The 15,646-nt window shown below is 62.2% G+C and carries 15 protein-coding genes and 1 tRNA gene; 6 read left to right on the forward strand and 10 right to left on the reverse strand.

What is annotated here, in order from left to right; genetic code table 11:
• Positions 1–163: 163 nt before the first annotated feature.
• Together QZ186_RS00225 and rppA are read right to left on the reverse strand one after the other, a co-directional pair.
• Positions 164–1,417, reverse strand: coding sequence for an ATP-binding protein (locus tag QZ186_RS00225; RefSeq protein ID WP_247478413.1), 1,254 nt, complete (start codon positions 1,415–1,417; stop codon positions 164–166).
• A gap of 74 nt (positions 1,418–1,491) precedes the next feature.
• Positions 1,492–2,202, reverse strand: a complete 711-nt coding sequence (gene rppA / locus QZ186_RS00230; RefSeq protein WP_363159579.1) for a two-component system response regulator RppA — start codon at positions 2,200–2,202, stop codon at positions 1,492–1,494.
• 107 nt (positions 2,203–2,309) lie between these two features.
• Here rppA and QZ186_RS00235 point away from each other — a divergent pair, with 107 nt between their 5' ends.
• The 6 genes from QZ186_RS00235 (at position 2,310) to QZ186_RS00260 (ending at position 9,382) form a co-directional block, all read left to right on the forward strand.
• Positions 2,310–2,885 carry a hypothetical protein gene (locus tag QZ186_RS00235; RefSeq protein ID WP_247478415.1) on the forward strand — a complete coding sequence of 192 codons (576 nt, stop codon included), beginning with the start codon at positions 2,310–2,312 and terminating at the stop codon, positions 2,883–2,885.
• Entirely contained in the window at positions 2,878–6,009 is a 3,132-nt protein-coding gene (locus tag QZ186_RS00240) for an efflux RND transporter permease subunit (RefSeq protein ID WP_296415018.1), read from the forward strand. Before QZ186_RS00235 ends, QZ186_RS00240 begins: the two co-directional genes overlap by 8 nt.
• The gene (locus QZ186_RS00245; RefSeq protein WP_296415020.1) at positions 5,952–7,175 is read left to right on the forward strand and encodes an efflux RND transporter periplasmic adaptor subunit; all 1,224 of its coding nucleotides are present in this window, start codon (positions 5,952–5,954) and stop codon (positions 7,173–7,175) included. The genes QZ186_RS00240 and QZ186_RS00245 overlap by 58 nt, the downstream gene beginning before the upstream one ends.
• 27 nt (positions 7,176–7,202) lie before the next feature.
• Positions 7,203–8,279, forward strand: a complete 1,077-nt coding sequence (locus tag QZ186_RS00250) for a DMT family transporter (RefSeq protein WP_247478417.1) — start codon at positions 7,203–7,205, stop codon at positions 8,277–8,279.
• Between the two features lie 483 nt (positions 8,280–8,762).
• Positions 8,763–9,077, forward strand: a complete 315-nt coding sequence (locus tag QZ186_RS00255) for a hypothetical protein (protein WP_247478422.1) — start codon at positions 8,763–8,765, stop codon at positions 9,075–9,077.
• A gap of 137 nt (positions 9,078–9,214) precedes the next feature.
• Entirely contained in the window at positions 9,215–9,382 is a 168-nt protein-coding gene (locus QZ186_RS00260; protein WP_363159692.1) for a DUF2811 domain-containing protein, read from the forward strand.
• A 62-nt stretch (positions 9,383–9,444) separates the two neighbouring features.
• Here the strand turns inward: QZ186_RS00260 and QZ186_RS00265 are convergent, their stop codons facing one another.
• The 8 genes from QZ186_RS00265 to QZ186_RS00300 form a co-directional block, all read right to left on the reverse strand.
• On the reverse strand, positions 9,445–10,776 hold the full coding sequence (locus tag QZ186_RS00265) for a hypothetical protein (RefSeq protein WP_296415025.1): 1,332 nt from the start codon (positions 10,774–10,776) through the stop codon (positions 9,445–9,447).
• 180 nt (positions 10,777–10,956) lie between these two features.
• Positions 10,957–11,030 (reverse strand) — tRNA-Met (locus QZ186_RS00270).
• A 54-nt stretch (positions 11,031–11,084) separates the two neighbouring features.
• Positions 11,085–12,137, reverse strand: coding sequence for a peptidoglycan DD-metalloendopeptidase family protein (locus tag QZ186_RS00275; protein ID WP_296415026.1), 1,053 nt, complete (start codon positions 12,135–12,137; stop codon positions 11,085–11,087).
• 155 nt (positions 12,138–12,292) lie between these two features.
• Positions 12,293–12,766: a tRNA (cytidine(34)-2'-O)-methyltransferase gene (locus QZ186_RS00280; RefSeq protein WP_296415028.1), complete on the reverse strand. Its 474-nt coding sequence runs from the start codon at positions 12,764–12,766 to the stop codon at positions 12,293–12,295.
• Between the two features lie 5 nt (positions 12,767–12,771).
• A complete protein-coding gene (cobU, locus tag QZ186_RS00285; protein ID WP_367268108.1) occupies positions 12,772–13,347 on the reverse strand; it encodes a bifunctional adenosylcobinamide kinase/adenosylcobinamide-phosphate guanylyltransferase in 576 nt (191 codons plus the stop codon).
• Entirely contained in the window at positions 13,340–14,485 is a 1,146-nt protein-coding gene (pxcA, locus tag QZ186_RS00290; protein ID WP_010316971.1) for a proton extrusion protein PcxA, read from the reverse strand. The genes cobU and pxcA overlap by 8 nt, the downstream gene beginning before the upstream one ends.
• Before the next feature lie 7 nt (positions 14,486–14,492).
• The gene (locus QZ186_RS00295) at positions 14,493–15,176 is read right to left on the reverse strand and encodes a YgcG family protein (RefSeq protein WP_296415033.1); all 684 of its coding nucleotides are present in this window, start codon (positions 15,174–15,176) and stop codon (positions 14,493–14,495) included.
• Positions 15,177–15,209: 33 nt separating this feature from the next.
• Positions 15,210–15,635: a tellurite resistance TerB family protein gene (locus QZ186_RS00300; RefSeq protein ID WP_247478435.1), complete on the reverse strand. Its 426-nt coding sequence runs from the start codon at positions 15,633–15,635 to the stop codon at positions 15,210–15,212.
• Positions 15,636–15,646: the final 11 nt, after the last annotated feature.

Consider the following 15,646-nt stretch of genomic DNA (forward strand, 5'->3'; position numbering starts at 1 on the left):
CGGCTTGCCTGAGGTGGTCCAGCCAGCCTTTGCAGCAGCCACAGCTTGGGGAGCGATAGGCGGAAACCACCGCAGGCACAGGTATGGCGGCGACTGGAGGCATCAACAGAGGCACAGGAGGACGGCGACTGCTTCCACCGTAAACACTCCAGTCGGTGGAGAGTCAATGGGGTGGCTCAGCCGCCGGAATCTCCAGGGAGAAGCAGCTGCCGCATCCAGTCCTGGAGTGCACCTGGATTGCTGCGCGATGGCGGACGGCGATGGCTTGCGCGATGGCCAGCCCCAGCCCACTGCCACCCTGGAGGCGTGAGCGAGACGGATCCAGTCGCGTGAAGCGATCAAAGATTCGGCCCTGCATCTCCTCAGCGATGCCAGGTCCGTTGTCGGTGATTGAAAGCTGGAAATGGCGACCCTGGTGCTTCAGGGAGACGTCGATCGCGCCACCTGCTGGGCTGTGCTGCATCGCGTTGCTCAGCAGATTGATCACAAGCCGGCTGAGTTCTGTCTCCGCCCCAAGCACCTTGGCACTGGACATCCATGACGTGTGAATCAGGCTCACCTGAGCAGCCGCAGCTGTCTCTGAAAAATCCTCCATCACATCGGCCGTGATCTCGGCGAGATCACACACCGTTGCCGGCTCCCGCTCGCAGGGTCGTTCAAGGCTGGCGAGCAACAACAGGTCGCCGATCAGGTTCTGCAGGCGCCGGCCCTGGGCCAGCACCCGATCCCAGCGTCCTGTCTCCACCACTGCCATCAAGTTGGCCAGCGGGGTGCGTAATTCGTGGGCCACATCGGCGCTGAACTGCTCCTGTCGCTGATAGGCCTCCAGTAATGGTGCCATCGCCAATCCAGCCAGCCACCAGCTGGCAGCGCCCATGGCCAGCAGCGCAACGAGGAAGACAGCATGTCCCAACCACACCAGCTGTTGTGCTTCCCGGTCCAGATCGTTCAGGCTGTGTGAAATCTGAAGGAATCCCCAGACGGGTTCTCTGTTGCTGTTGGAGTGATGCAGATGAATGGAGTAGGTGAGCCAGCGCCGGCCAGCGGGTTCTTGCGTGAGCTGCCAACCTTGATCAGCCGCTGGCGGGAGCAGGATCGGAGCCCCGGGGGAGCTGGCCAGCAGAGCACCGTTGGGATCGAGAACACGCAGCTTGTAGCGGTCGGAATCGGTGGCACTGATGGCATGGCGTTCAACCAATGAATCCGGTGCCTTGCAAGGCTCTCCTGCAATACAGAGGCCCGGTAGAACCGAAACAAGTGCGGGCGTGGGCCGGGCCGCCTGCGGCAGCAGGACAGGCTTGAGACTGTCGTGCAGGGTGCCGGCAAGAGCTTGCAGTTCACGCCGGATGGCGCTGTCCTGGCTCTGCAGCAACAGCCGTCCCATCGCGAACCCCGCGCCGTAAAGGAGTGCACCCATCACCAGCAAGGAGAGTCCCGCCAGTCTCAATCGAGCTTGAAATAACAGGCGATGCGCTGGCGTTTGGATGGTCATCACAGCAACACCGCAGCATGCGGGTTCAGCCGATACCCCTTACTCGGTATGGTTTCAATCGGAGAAGCAAGCCCATGAGAAGCAAGCTTGCGCCGCAGCAATCGCACCTGGGCGGCAACAACATTGCTGATGGGATCCTGCTGCAGATTCCACAGTTGGTTGCGCAAGCGTGAGCCGGAAATCACCTCACCGGGGTGTTCCAGGAAATAGCTCATCAGTTGCTGCTCTTTCGTGGAGAGCTCAATGCAAACCTCAGCTGCGGCTGTTGCCACGAGCAACTGCCCCGCGGCGAGATCCAGCCGGAAGCAACCGGCTTCCAGGAGCGGCGCCCGATAGCTGGGCTGTCGCCGCTGCAACGCCCGTACCCGTGCGAGCAGCTCCTCCATCGCGAAGGGCTTGCTCAGATAGTCGTCCGCGCCGGCATCCAGGCCCTCAACCCGGTCGGCTGTTTCGTTACGGGCCGTGAGCAGCAAGAGCGGTAGCGCCAGGCCCCGCGATCGCGTTCGCCTGCACAGATCGAGGCCGCTGAGCTCCGGGAGCATCCAATCAAGAATTCCCAGGTCGTAGTGGGCCTGATCACTCCCCAGAAGCACCCAGCCGTCCTGACCGCTGACGCAGTGATCCACCACATGGCCCTGGCCCTCCAGGACTGCCTGGATGGATCGCGCTAGATCCATCTCGTCCTCCACCAACAGGATCCGCATGGGCATCGGCGTGGCGGATCAACAGGGCACAGATCTTAGTGAGGGCAGTGGATTTCATCTGTTTTTCATCCCGGTTGTGCCAACTTCCGCCTATCCAGTGCTTCCCCAGGCCTTTGCTTCCCCGAATCCTGCAGCTGGCGGCCAGCGCCAGCCTTGCTGCCACAGCCTTACTCGCAGCGCCCATCGCCACGCCCCTGGCCCTGGCGCATGTGGGCCATGGCGATGAATTTCAACAGCAGGGCGAGGCGCGGCAGGTGCGCCGCAACGCCGACACCGATGCCTTGCTGGGGGTGGCCACGGCGACGCCGGAAGACGGGCCGGATGGGCTGTCGGTTCCCTCCACCGCCCTGGTCGACGCCAACGGCAAGCCACTGCTGTTCGTGCAGACCCAGACCACCTACGACCCCGTGCTCGTGGTGACGGGGGGCAGGCAGGGCGACCGGGTTGTGATCAGCGAGGGCCTTGATCCCACCGACGAGGTCGTGATCTCCGGCGCCCTCTCGCTCTACGCGGAATCGAAAAAGACACAACAGGCTGAGCCGGCAGCAGACAACAAACCCGCTCCGCAACAGGAGCGCACAATGGCGAGCGAGTCCGCTCTGCCCGTCCCGGCCCTAGCAGCTGGCGCTGCTGTGGTGCTCGCCTCTGGTGCCATCTGGCTGACCCGCCGCAGGAAGACGGATGCTTGAGCGGTTGCTCAACGCAACGCTGCGGTTTTCGATCGCACGCCGCTGGCTGATCGTTGCCGCAGCGATCGCCATCAGCCTCTGGGGGCTGCTGGCCGTGAGCCAGATGCCATTGGATGTATTTCCGCCTTTTGCCCCGCCGCAGGTGGACGTTCAAACCAGTGCCGCTGGGCTCTCACCAGAGGAAGTGGAAACGCGGATCACGCTGCCAATTGAATCGGCCGTGAACGGTATTGCCGGCGTGGAGACGGTTCGCTCCTCCTCCAAACCCGGCCTCTCGATGGTGCAGGTGGTGTTCAACCAGAACGCCGACATCTACCGCGCCCGCCAATCGGTGGCGGAGCGGCTGCAGCAGGTGAGCGCCCAGCTGCCCGCCAACGCCGACGCTCCCGAGGTCTCCCCACTGGTCTCGCCACTGGGCACGATCCTGCAGGTTGCCTTCACGGTGACCGGCGATGGCGCCACATCGCTCATGGATCTGCAGCAGCTGATCCTACGCTCTTACCGCCAGTCAATCCTGGCGGTGCCCGGCGTCGCCCAGGTCACGATCTACGGCGGCGATGAGCAGCAGTTTCAGGTGCTGCTTGATCCCCAGGAGCTGCAGGCTCAGGCTGTCTCGCTCCAGGCGGTGATGGAGGGTGTTGGCTCGGCGATGGCTACCAGCCCTGGGGGCTTCCTGATCGGGGGTGGCCAGGAGCGGTTGATTCGCCCCCTGGCTCAGGTTACGCAGGTGAGTGATCTCGCCGATGCGGCGGTGCAGAGCGAGCAGGGACGCCCGGTACTGCTCTCCACCTTGGGCCAGGTGAAGCGCGGTGTGGCGCTCAAACGCGGTGATGCCAGTTTCAACGGAAATCCCGCCGTTGTGCTGATGGTGATCAAGCAGCCCGATGTGGATACACCCACCGTGACTCGGGCGGTGGAGCAGCGGCTGACTGAGTTGAACCGCACGCTGCCTAACGATGTACAGGTCCAGACCACATTTCGTCAGAGCAATTTCATCGATAGTGCCATCCGCAATGTGAGCGAGTCGCTGCTCCAGGGGGTGGTGATCGTTTCGGTGGTGATCGTGCTGTTTCTCATGAACTGGCGCGCCGCCGTGATCAGCCTCAGCGCCATTCCGCTGTCACTGCTGATTGGCCTGATGTTGATGAAGAGCCTGGGCCTGGGCATCAACACCATGACCCTGGGTGGGCTGGTGGTGGCGATCGGTTCGGTGGTCGACGACTCGATCGTCGACATGGAGAACTGCTATCGGGGGCTGCGCCGCAACCGGGCCAGCGACACGCCCAAATCGCCCCTGCAGGTGGTGTTCGACACCTCGGTAGAGGTGCGCCAGCCCGTGCTGTTCTCCACCGTGATCATCGTGGTGGTGTTTGCGCCGATCTTTTCGCTCACCGGCGTAGAAGGGCGCATCTTTGCGCCGATGGGCCTGGCTTATCTTCTCTCCATCGCGGCCTCCACATTGGTGGCGGTGACCCTGTCACCCGCGTTGTGCGCGATCCTGCTTGCGCCTGCGGAGCTGCCAGAGGAGAACACCTGGCTGGCTAACCAGGCCGAGCGGCTCTACCGCCCGATCCTGGATCTAGTCCTGCGCTCACCCCAGCGGGTGCTGGCGATCGCACTGGCCCTGATCGTGGCAACCACCCTGATCTTGCCGGCCTTGGGGCGGGTCTTTCTTCCGGAATTCCGCGAAAAGTCATTGGTGAATTCGATGGTGTTGTATCCAGGTGTGTCGTTGGAGATGACCAACCGAGCGGGGCTTGCACTGACCCGTTCCCTGCAAGACAACCCTTTGTTTGAGTGGGTGCAGGTGCGCACGGGCCGCGCTCCCGGTGATGCCGATGGGGCCGGCGTGAACCTGGCTCATGTGGATGTGGAACTGAGCGATCAAGCCATGGCCAATCGGCCCGCTGCCATCGCCGAGCTGCGGCAGGCGTTTCAGAAGCTGCCCGGTGTGGCGCCCAACATCGGCGGCTTCATCTCGCATCGCATGGATGAGGTGCTCTCGGGGGTGCGCAGTGCCATTGCAATCAAGATCTACGGCACCGATTTAGGCGAACTGCGCCGCATCGGTGAGGCGGTGGAGAAGGCCATCAAACCCATTGATGGAGTGGTGGATCTGCAGTTGGAACCGCAGCTGCCGATTCCCCAGGTGCAGATCCACTACGACCGCCCGCTCGCGGCGGCGCTCGGGCTCACGGTGGAGGAGCTGTCGCAAGCAGTGGAGATCGCGCTCAACGGCAAGGTGGTGGGCCACGTGGTGGAAGGGGGTGTGCGCAGCGATGTGCTCGTGCAGCTTCAGGAGAATGCTCGCCAGAACCTGGAGGCCATCCGCTCGTTGCCGGTGGCCTTCAGCAATGGCATGACCGTTCCTCTCGGCAGTGTTGCCTGGGTTGAGGAAGGTCTGGGGGCCAACATCGTCAACCGAGAAGATGTTTCCCGCTTGATTGTGGTCTCGGCCAATGTCAACGGTCGGCCCCTTGGCAGTGTGGTGAAAGATATTCAGCGCACCATCACCCGGGATGTGCGTTTACCTCAGGGCTACACCATTCGCTATGGCGGTCAATTTGAATCAGAAGAGCGGGCAACCGCGTCTCTGGTCTTCTACAGCGCTGTTGCCGCAGTGGTGATCGGTGTGCTGATGGTGATTTCGGTGAAATCAGTGCCCGCCACAGTGGCGATCATGCTCAACCTGCCCCTGGCCCTGATCGGAGGTGTGGTGGCGGTGTTGCTCACGGGAGGAGTGCTATCGATCGCCTCGTTGATCGGCTTCATCACGCTGTTTGGCATCGCCGTGCGCAATGGGTTGTTGCTGGTGGACAACTACAACCGCCGCCACGGCGCAGGGCAACCCCTGGGCGAGGTGATCCGTGAGGGAAGCCTGGAGCGCCTCAACGCCATCCTGATGACAGCCCTCTCCTCGGCACTCGGAGCCTTGCCTCTTGCACTCGCTTTCGGGGCCGGGAATGAAATCCTGCAACCGTTGGCTGTGGTGGTGCTCGGTGGATTGATCACCTCCACGGCCCTGACCCTGCTGGTGCTCCCGGCGCTCTATGCACGCTTTGGCCATTGGCTGCTGCCCGCCCGCGACGGTTCGGCGTCGTCTCTTGCCTCTCTCCCGTCATGAACCTGAGCCTTAACCACCTCACGCATCACCTGCGCCAACCCGGCGTGCTTCTTCCTCTGGCGATCTCCGCATCTCTGCTGGTTGGAATCGGTGTGGGTCGCCAGAGCAGCCGGCCGGTCTCTGCGCCATCGGTTGCGGCGATGGACCGTGCGGATGCCAATGGCAGCGTGGCTCTCAGCGAAGACCAGCTTCGGCGATTGGGATTGACCACTGTTCGCCCCGAACTGAGCTCGGGCACGGAACGTCCGATCACTGGTTTTGTTGAAGCAGCAACATCGTCGCGCTCAAGCGTGGGGATGCCTGTGGCGGGACGTGTTTTACGTCTGATGGTGTCACCGGGCACCCGTGTTCGTGCTGGCGAACCGATCGCTGAAGTCCAAAGCGCTGATGCGGCTGCTGTACGCGCCGATGCCGATGCAGCGCAGGCCACGGCGCACTCGCTCGCATACCTGTACCGCCTTGCCGAACCCATGGCACGGCAAGGTGCACTCTCGACCCAGGAGCTGGAAAGCCGCCGCATCGCCAGCGTTACAGCCGCGACGACAGCCAGGGCAGCCGCTGCCAAGGCTTCAGCGCTAGGGAAGCCTGATGATTCAGGGCGTCTGTTGATTCGCAGTCCAATTGCCGGTCAGGTCACTGCTGTGAGCACCTCACCCGGTGCCGTCCTGTCTGTGGGGGAAGACGTGGCCCAGATCAGTGATGTCACAGGGGGTGAGCTTCGCTTCCTCGTGTCACCGGGACTCGCCACGAACATCAGGACCGGACAGCTGCTGCGCGTTCGAGCGGGAGCTCAGACGCTGCAGGCACGGGTGATCGCTGTGGCACCTGATGCGCAAACCGCCGGGCGCGTGATGCTGCTCCGCGCGCAACCTATTGATGCTCAACTCCCACCGATCGGAACAGCTATCACGGCCTTTGTGCAGATCCCATCCTCCGAGCAACGGTTCATTGTTCCGCAGGATTCCATTGCCCTGATCAATGGATCACCGGTGGTCTTTCGCTATCAACGGGGGGCTGTGGAACAGGTTGCTGTGGTGGTGGCCCAGCAAACGGCGGGGCAAGCGGAAATCCTTCAGGGTGTTCGTCAAGGTGATGTGCTCCTGAGAGGCAACACGCAGATGTTGCGCAACGCACTGGATGCTTCCAAGGACAGCAGCCAGAACTGAGTGAAGTTCAGCAACCCGATCAAACCGATGGCATCCTTGAGATGCGGTCAACTCTCTGGCTTCGCTGCGGCCGTGCTGTTCGGATGCAGCGCCCCACTGATCAGTACGTTCACGGCCAGCGGTTCGTCCCTGAGCATTGCCGGGTTGCTCTACGCAGGGGCGACTCTGGCTCTGGCGATTGTTCGGCTGATGAAAGGCCGAACCCAGGATGAAAGCCCCCTCCAACGGCGTGATGCGCCTGCCTTGGCTGGGTTGATCCTTCTGGGCGGGATCGTCGGGCCCGTTGCCCTGGTTCACGGCCTGGCGCGGTTACCAGCCGCATCGAGTTCACTGTTGCTCAACCTTGAGACCGTCTTCACCCTGGCCATCGCTGTTCTGGTGGGGCGTGAACATCTCGGCAAACGCGGCGCTGCGGCAGCAGCGCTCACCATCGCTGGGGCCATCGTTCTTTCGGATGGATCACTCGGCGGTGTCAATGCCACCGGAGCTGCCCTGATCGCTCTGGCGACCCTGGCCTGGGGGATCGACAACAACCTCAGCCAACGCCTGAGTCTGCGCGATCCGATTCAGATTGCCACCGTCAAGGCACTGGGTGCATCGCTGCCCATGCTCGTTCTTGCCTGGGTCCTGGGGCATCCCTTTCCACCTGCCACCGTCTGCGCGGCCTTGCTGCTTGTCGGTGCACTGGGCTACGGCCTTTCGATCTGGCTGGATCTCCTGGCGTTGCGGGATCTGGGTGCAGCGCGGGAAGCCGTGATCTTTTCCACAGCGCCTTTTGTGGGCGCCTTGTTTGCGCTTGTGGTGCTGCGTGATTCCTTCACGCTGAACCTGAGTGTTGCCGCCGGATTGATGGGGTCAGGCGTCGTTCTATTGCTGAGGGAAGAACACAGCCACTGGCATCAGCATCATGCGCTGCGCCACGACCATCGCCACTGCCATGACCTAGCAGCAGGCGATCTCCACCACGAGCACGAGCACAGCCCGCAGGAGCTCGAGGGGATGGACACCGATCACCCCTTCTGGCATGCCCATGAACACGAGCATTCCCAAACCGCCCATGCACACCCGCATGTGAGCGATGTTCACCACAGGCATCCACATTGAACAAGCACCATGCCACCAGAAACCCCCGAGCAATGCCCGAGGGTCAAGGGTGAATCACCATTCCAATGGCAATGATCGGTCGAAGCTGCTGGCGTTGGCACCTGGGGCCGAACGTTCCAGGTGTGGGTTGCTTTGATCTCCTGGGGCACCTGTGGCGGCGCAAACGGAGTGTCGATCAGTCAGGCGTACAGAGTGAGGCGGCTTTTGATGCCCTTCCTCGACATGCCCGGCTGAACGACCCGCCCACGGTTGGGTGAAGACTGTTGGAGCAGGGGCCTGCAGTCAGCGTGCTTCTTGTGCTGCTCGGGTGGGGTGTCAGCCATCGGTGGCGCCTCCTTGTGTTGGTCTCTCCAGATTCACTGACCCTGCGGGCATCTGCAATCCGAGTAAGCACCCATTGCCTCGCGGTCGCTGGTGCACAAGAGTTGAGGTTTGGACAGTGGATTGCGGACGGAACCCTTCTGGGTTGTTTCCTCGTCCCGCATGGACTTTTTCAAGCGTCTCGTTCTTGGTGCCAGGGCTCTACTGCCCCTGGTCACCCCCCATCTCCCCCAGGCCTCGGCGCCTTGTCAGCACACCCTCGAGGCCTTCGAGCAGGGTGACTGGCTCGCTGAGCTGGACCTACTGCAATTGGGTCAGAGCCTGCAGCTCAAGGCACTGCGCTGCGGCGGCTACGACGGCCATGCCTTTGACCTGATGGTCGCCATCGCCGATGTACTGGAGGCCGATCACGGCTGGAATTTTGAGCAATCGGAGGCCTGGCTGACGCGGATGGGGCTGTGGGAGGAGGAGCTCTAGACCTCGTCTTGACTGCCTCTGCCCCGCGCGCGTCAAGGTCCATTCGCGTCCAATCGGGCTGTGATCGCAATTCCTTTCTTTTGACGTTTGGCTGGTCTCCGTGCGCTGATGGGTCGGTGCTTGTTCTGAGGTGGTGGTTGGCTGAGGTTCCTGATGCAATGGCACCACACATCAGTGTGGAAAACCAATTGCCGGCCGATCTCTTCGACGCGATGGTTTCTTTCATTGAGCGCCACCCCCAATGGGATCAATACCGGCTGATGCATTCGGCCGTTTCCGGATTCCTCTTTCAGCAGGGCTGCTAAGAGAACCCGGTCGTGCGTCACTACCTCGACGGGCTCTTCCGCAAGCCAGATGAAGTCACGCGTTAGCCCGCTGAGGTCGATACCAGACCCGCCGCTTTCAGCTTGCGGGCCATCTCCAGAAGATCCGGTGTGATGTCATCCGGTAGCGCCACTGGTGCGGTGTGGGACTGGATCGCGTTCACCGCCACCCCCTGACCTCTGCGTCGCTGCAGCGCTTCCTTACGCCGACTGGAGCTCAGCCAGCGGAGATAGATGCGGCGATGCACATCCACGCCATGGCCCATCCAGGTGGCCATGTCGTCGTCAAAAGCCTCCGCTGTCTCGACCGAGGTGGCACAGCGAATGGCGTAGGCGTGACGCAGGTCATACGGCCGAACCCAATCCATCCCTTCTCCGTCCGCGATCGGGGCCCAAAGCTTCTTCAGACCCTTCCGCTGGAATTCCTTGTAGAGCGCGTTCGAAACAGCCACATTGTTCACGGCGATCTTCACGCCGGAGACCTCCGCAAACCGCACCTTCCAGCGGGCGTTGAGTTGGCCGTGGACTTGGTCCCAGTTCTCCCGCAGGCCGTAGCGCTCCACCCAGGCCTCCGGGATGGCAGGAGCGAAGTGCTCGCTGGTCTTGGTCTTCATGTCACCGGGGATGCTGATCCAGCCCTGGCGATCGATCCCCTCGGCGTGCCAGAGCTCGTGGGGACGGAGGCCGTAGGTGGCGATACAGCCGAACACCCATTGGTGAAATGGCTCCAGGCGGTCCAGCCAGTGCTGGAGGTCCTCATCAGTCGGAATGACCCGCACCCGCATTGAGGACGCCTTGCGGATCTTCTCCGCGGCCCCTTTGGGTCGCATGTCTCTGAGGCGTTGCAGCTCGGCCGTCAGGTCCATCTGCCCACTGCGATGAATCTGGGAGAGCGTCTCGATTCGACGGTTGAAGCTCTTGAGCTGGAGGCGTGGGTCGTGTTCCAGCACCCAGGCCTGAAGTCGCCTGGCTTCGACGGGGCCTCTGAACTGGGCAATCCTCTTGCGCAGATCATTGATGGAGTGGGCCCGGCTGCCCTCTTTGCAGATCCGAAGCTTGATATCGGCAATGCAGGCCTCCGCCAGCTCGGACCAGTCAGACCCGCTGGCAACAGTTCGGCGGCTCTGTGGCGTCGGCCAACTGCCTTGCCGATGGCCCTGGATGCAGAGATCGCGTGCTTCCTCGATGTCGTCTCGACTGCACCAGCGCTTCGGCTTGAGCGAAAACTCGTTGACCTTACGACCGCCTTCCATCTCGCGTACGTAGATGTATGGGCTGGCTGCATGCCTACGCAGCCGGAAGCGCGAGTGGCGGATCTTCAGCTCATGGACGCACTGTTCCCAGAAGGGGGCTGGTTGCAAACCGGTCTCACTCATGGCTCGGGTGCGCCGCAGGACCCTGTGAGTGTTCCCCAGAAACGTGCTGAGTAGTCAGCACGTTTTGGCTACAAGCAGCCCCAAGTCGTCACAAGTGGCTCAGAATGGTCCCGGCTGTGGAATCCCTGAAAACCCAGTCCCAGACAGCAAAAAGCCCCGCCGAAGCGAGGCAATAAGCGATGGCTCGGGGGAGACTTGAACTCCCGACCTTGGGGTTATGAATCCCACGCTCTAACCAGCTGAGCTACCGAGCCGCGGTGAGGTGATTGTAGAGGATCGCCGTGCCGAAACCCTGTTCGCAGCTGCGATCAGGCCCTAGGGGGAAGCATTTGAAGCGGATTCACCGCTCCACGGCCGGCGGGGATGATTTCGAAGTGCAGGTGGGGACCTGTACTCCGCCCGGTGCTGCCCATCAGGGAGATCACCTTGCCCTGGGGCACGACCTGACCAGCACGAACCAGGATCCTGCTGTTGTGGCCGTAGCGGGTCAAGGTTCCGTCGGCATGCCGCAGCTCAACGAGATAGCCGTAGCCACCGCCATGCCAGCCAGCGGAGACCACCTGACCCGATTTAGCCGCAACGATCGGCGTTCCGATGTTGTTGGCAATGTCGATGCCGCGGTGCATCCGACCCCAACGCCAGCCATAGCCGGAGGTAAAGATGCCCTTGGTGGGCCAGACCCAGGCACGGTCATTGAAGTTCTCCCCGTCGCCGAACCCAAAGTCGGGTTGGTCGGGCCAGCTCAGACCACCGGAGCCAACGGGCTTCAGACCGAGAACCATGCGGCTGCGACCAGCACTGGCTTGGGCGATTCGGATCGGGGTGCCAACAACCAGCTGGGCTCCCCGAAGACCGGGGTTCAGCTTCAGGAGTTTCTGAATGCTGAGGTTGTAGCGCTGGGCAACCTTGGCCAAGGTGGTGTCACCGCGGCGGATGCGAGCGGTCTCACTGGGCTCTGGCGGTGCCTCAAGGGGTGGGGTGCGCCGCAGTTCAGACGTGTCAACGGCGGCAACCGTTTTGACCTGCTTGATGGCGGTGCTGGGGAGAACCATCCATTCACTGCGGCCAAAGACGTGATCGGCCTTGACGTCGTTGAGCTGGCTGATCAGCGTCTCGTCCTGCGCCAGCTGACTGGCGAGGTGCTTGAGGGTGATGGCTTGACGGGCTTTGACCCAGATCTTCTCGGTGCTGGGCCTGGTCTCAGCGGCAGCAATCAGGTCTGCACTGATGGCGGGTGGAGCTGAGAGCTGAGGAAGCATCCCTGACTTGGAGTCAGCCAGGGAGGGGGCGACAACGGTGCCGGCAGCCCCAAGGGCTGCAGTGCTGGCTGCCGTCGTCAGTAGAAAGTGAACAGGCTTCATCCAGTTTGGCCAAAGGTCAAAGCCCGGTGGAGAAGCCAACATCCTCCGGACGGCGCGAGATTAACGACTGGCCGGTACCCGCGCAAGTCATAAGGGTCAACTTCTGGGTCGACCACAACCCAATCTCGATCTGAGACCCCTTGCCCTGCAAAGGGTTAGCCCACTTCGAGTTGCCTCAGTGCCTCGAAGAGAACAACACCCACGGATGTCGCGAGATTCAGACTTCGCACCCCGCCGCCCTGGTCCACCGAGCCCGGCATGGGGATCAACAGTCGCTGATCCACGTGCTCTAGGAGCTCCCCGGGCAGGCCGCTGCTCTCACGGCCAAACAGCAGCCAGTCATCCGCTCGGTACTGAATGCGGTGGTACGGCTCGCTGGCGTGGCGACTCAGGGCGAGCAGGCGGCCGCCGCGCTGACGCCGCTTCTCGAGGAACTGCTCCCAGTTGGCGTGGCGCTCCAGTTGAACCCAGGGCCAATAGTCGAGACCGGCCCGCTTCAGGGTTCGGTCATCGATCTGAAAGCCCAAGGGCTCGATGAGATGCAGTTCGGTGCAGGTCGCTGCGCAACTGCGGGCCACGTTCCCCGTATTCGGTGGAATCTCCGGTTGAAACAGGACCACCCTGGGCATGGCATCTAGCGCGGGACGGGGATACCGAGCTCGTGGAGGTTCAGGGCTCGGCCGCTGACCACGAGCCAAGCCTCATGGCTGATCGCGGTCAACCGTTGTTGCAGGTCCCCCATCCTGTCGCGGAAGAGCCCGCCGATGGCCGTGGCAGGAACCACGCCCCAACCGACTTCCTCCATCACCAAGATCACAGGCTCATGCTGCTGTTGCAATTGGTTTAACAGGGCCGTGCTGCAGTCCTGCCACTGCTCAGCAGAGGCCTCCAGGTGTTGGGCGAGCCAGGTTCCCAGGGCGTCGATCAACAGGAGCCTGGGCTCCTGGCCATCAGCGGATGGAGTGAGACCCGAAAGCGCAGCGGTCAGGTCGGCGCCGACTTCCAGGGTCTGCCAACCAGAGGGTCTGCGGTCTTGATGGTCTCGGATCCGTTGTGCCCAGCGTTCGTCGTCGCCAGGAGGCTGTCCGGTGGCGAGGTAGAGAACTGGGCCCGGGTGGAGCGCAGCGAGATGTTCGGCCCAACGGCTTTTGCCACTGCGGCTGGGTCCAGTGACAACAACCAGACCCGCAGGCTCGGCGGGACTAGCCACCACCGTTCATGTTTTTGAGGGTGGCCACGGCCGATGGAGAAACGCGGTTGAGGTAGCGGAAGATCCAGTACTTGAAAATCGTCGCCAGCACCACCGGGAAGGTGGCAATGAACAGAAGGATGAAGTTCTCTTCGGCGGGAAGACCCAGGTGGTGGGCAATCCCATCGAGCAAGACGGTCCATCCTTCGGGGCTGTGGAAGCCAACAAAAATGTCCGTGAACAGGATGATGGCGAAGGCCTTGGCGCTGTCGCTCAAGCCGTAAACGGCCTCATCGAGAAAGCCCCGCAGCACCTGAAGGTCCCGGCGGCCAAACAGGCAGACCAAGACAAAGCCAACCAGCGCCGCCAGGTCGGCAAGGACATTCTTTGAAGCTTCGATGCTTTCTGCATCCGCTTCATCCTTGAGGGCATTGGCCCGGCGGGCCAGGGCGGATTGAATCTCCTCTGGGGAGGGAGGCTGTTTCCCTTCCAACAGAGCCTCAAACTCGAGCTCCTGTTGATACAGCCTCAACTTGGCGACAGCCTTCTCTTGAAGGTGGGGCTTGGTGTAATTGAGGAAGGGAATCTCCGGTGCATAGCGATTCATCAGCGGTGAGATCACCAGACTCCTACTGGCCTGTTGAATCACCAGCGGCACGAGAATCAACAGAAGCAGCACCCGCAGGGACACCAGAGTCGAGTCCCGCCGGCGGCGGAAACCAGCCACCAAGGAGGCTTCGGCCTCAGGGTCGAGCTGGCGGCGGACCCCATCAAACACACCCAGCAGGCTGCGGGGCAGCATCTCCGGGGACCGGGACATGGCTGGAGCGCTGCTGCGTCCTCGGCCGTAGCGGGAGACAACGCTCTCCACAAGCTGCAACTGTCTGAGCTCTTGGCTATCGAGCTCGGAACGCTTCGGGGCGACATCCGCCAGGTTGTCCTGGGCGACCTGCAGGGCTGCGCGAAAGCGGCGCAGCATCAGGGCCTTGGCGGATTGAGGGATGCTCAGTTCGATCTCAGGGCGAACTGGGCGGTCGTTGTAGTACTCAAGCTCGAGGCTCTGAATCAGGAGCGCGGCTTCGTAGGCCCTCTCGAGGTTGTTGCTCAGATCGTGGGTACTGGCCCGATCAAAGCTTCCAATCCAATCGGTCAACCCCATGGCGATCTCAGCGGGAGAAGACCCACCAGGTGATCATTGGCACCAGGGTGCCAACCACCAGCAAAACGACAACCCAAAGGAAGGCGTTGCTGGACTCGGTTTCTTCCTTGGTTGGAATATTGGTCTCAACTGGCATGCGCTCCACAAGCTGTGGCGGACCGGGATCTTCGCCCCCGTTGAGCACGACTTCGAGTCGGCTTAGGGCGTCGAGGCTGGCTTGCCTGTAGCGGGAGCCCTCCCTCAGGGGAAGTCCCATGGTGCTGATGGCCGTGCTGGAGAGCAAGGTGGAGGGAAGTTGCTCAAGCAGAGCTGGACTGGCAACGACGGCTGCACTGTTGTTCTGCGCCTCGATCAGGAGCAACAGCAAGCCATCGCGGCTGGCCTCGTCCTGCCACTGCTGCAGAAGTTCCTCGCCGAGGGTCTCCAGGCTGACGCCGTAATCCAGGCGCCTCAGGGTCACCAAGCGGGCATCCACCCCCAATTCCGAGAACTGCTCGAGTCGCTGGTTGACATCACCGCTGGCGGCGCGACTCAGCACATCGGCACTATCAATCACGTGGCTGCTGGGACGCTGCACAGGAAAGTCGGCCAATCCAGTGGCGAGTGCTGCCGATGGCGCGATCAGGCTGGTGAGCGCCAGGGCAGCGGCCATCACCAGAGACCAGAGCTTTCTGCGGAGGACGTGACGCACCAGCGAACGCTTAAACCTGGGCACAGTCTGCCCCTAGCTGGCCAAGCTGTCGCGATGCAGCAGGGAGATCACCTCAAGGATTGATGCACTTCGTGCTGGCTCAAGGCCAAAGGCGTCCCGCAATTGATCCAGGAAGGTCAGTTCGGCTTGGGTTTCGATGTGATCGGCGTGAATGAGGTGGGCCGCAACGGCCAGGGCCGTTTCCCGTTGTTCCATTGAAAGGAGGGGGGTTGCCTGCAGGATCAGCTCCGCACAACTGCTGGCCCTGAGTTGCAGCAACACCCGATCCAGCAGTGCACCCATGTCCTGATCGCTCAGCCTGCGGAAGGGTTGGCGATATTCCAGTTGTTGGCGCAGGGCCCTGGCCTCAACAGCACTCAGTTCCCCATCGGCTGCAATCGCAGCGAGGGCCACGGCAGCGAAGGCCTCTGGCGCTGACGTGAGCTCGGGCTGGCCCATGGTCCCTGCGG

The sequence above is a fragment of the Vulcanococcus sp. DEBay_Sum29NL08_54 genome (assembly GCF_017859255.1).
Classification (GTDB): Bacteria; Cyanobacteriota; Cyanobacteriia; order PCC-6307; family Cyanobiaceae; genus Vulcanococcus.